This window comes from Streptomyces sp. NPDC127092, assembly GCF_042722475.1.
Taxonomy (GTDB): domain Bacteria; phylum Actinomycetota; class Actinomycetes; order Streptomycetales; family Streptomycetaceae; genus Streptomyces.
In genome coordinates, this window is record NZ_JBHXFE010000207.1 from 1 (window position 1) to 1,506 (window position 1,506).

At 75.2% G+C, this 1,506-nt stretch carries 1 protein-coding gene and 1 pseudogene; one reads left to right on the forward strand and one right to left on the reverse strand.

The genetic code is table 11. The annotated features are described in order from the left end of the window. Window positions 1-59: 59 nt before the first annotated feature. Entirely contained in the window at window positions 60-998 is a 939-nt protein-coding gene (locus ACFWJO_RS38920; protein ID WP_386872949.1) for a carbohydrate kinase, read from the forward strand. A 103-nt stretch (window positions 999-1,101) separates the two neighbouring features. On the opposite strand, the pseudogene ACFWJO_RS38925 reads toward ACFWJO_RS38920, so the two are convergent. Then, window positions 1,102-1,506 (reverse strand): annotated as a pseudogene (locus tag ACFWJO_RS38925) (malate dehydrogenase); the annotation flags it as partial.

A 1,506-nucleotide genomic window follows, 5' to 3' on the forward strand; every position in this document is an offset into this window, starting at 1 on the left:
GCCTGGAAGCCTGCGCACAGCCCCGGTTCCGCGCCGGTGATTAGGGTACCGTGGGGCGCGTGGCTCAGTACTGTGGTGTGATCGGAGAGGCGCTCGTCGACGTCGTGGTCTCGGACACCGCGACCCCCCGCGTGCACGTCGGGGGCAGCCCCCTGAACGTGGCCGTGGGCCTGAGCCGGCTGGAGCGGCCCGTCCTGTTCGCCGGCCGCCTCGGCCGCGATGCGCACGGGGACATGATCGCCTCGCATCTGCGGGAGAACGGCGTGCGCTGCCTGCTCGAGCCGGATGCCGCCGCCACCTCCGTGGCCACCGCGCGTCTGGACCCCACGGGCGCCGCCAGCTATGAGTTCGAGCTGGACTGGACGCTGCCGCCCGCCGCCGCGCTCGCCCGGGACTTCGACGACGCCGCCGGCGGCCCGCTGCACCACATGCATGCCGGCTCCATCGCCACCATGCTCGCCCCCGGCGACGCCGAGGTGATGGCCCTGCTCGAGCGGATCTCCGCGGTGACGACCATCAGCTACGACCCCAACGTGCGGCCCACGATCGTGCCGGACCGGGCGTTCGCCCGCGCCCGCGCGGAGGAGTCCGTGCGGCTGGCGGACGTGGTGCATGCCTCGGACGAGGACATCGCGTGGCTGTACCCGGACCGCCCGCTGCGCGAGTCGCTGCAGGCGTGGCAGCGGATGGGCCCGGCGTTCGTGGTGATGACCCGCGGCGCCGAGGACATCGTGGCCGTCACCGCGCACGGCGTGGTGGAGCGCCCGATCGTGCCCGTGGACGTCGCGGACACCGTGGGTGCCGGCGACTCGTTCACCGCCGCCCTGCTCGCCGCCCTCGACGACCGCTCCCTGCTCGGCGCCGCGAACCGCGGCCGCCTGCACGCGATGGACCCGGCCGACGTCGAGTCGGTGCTGATCTACGCCTCCCGCGCGTCGGCGATCACGGCCTCCCGCCCGGGGGCGGACCCGCCCACGCGGGCCGAGCTGGCGGACTGATCCCACGCCCGCCCGTCCCCGCACGAATCTGTTGCGCATCTGACCCTTCCGGCGGGTGGGGACGCCCCCAGAAGGGTCAGAGACGCAGAAGATCCCGGCCGCCTCAGAGCAGGCCCAGCCCTCGCACGGCGTCGCGCTCGGCCTCCAGCTCGGCGACGGTCGCGGCCAGCCGCCCGCCCTCACCCGGCAGCACGGACTCGTCCGGCTCCAGCCCCGGCACGATCCGCCACGCGGTGCCGCCGTCGGACGTCACGGGGAACGAGCTGATCAGCCCCTCCGGCACCCCGTAGGAGCCGTCCGAGACCACCGCGGCCGACGTCCGGCGCGGCGCCCCGTCCGCGTCCGCACCGGTGCCGAGGGTCCAGTCGCGCATGTGGTCGATCGCCGCGGATGCCGCCGACGCCGCCGAACTCGCCCCGCGCACCTCGATGATCTCCGCGCCCCGCTTCGCCACGCGCGGCACGAACTCCTCGCCCGCCCACGCCGGATCCACCACCTCGAGCGCCGG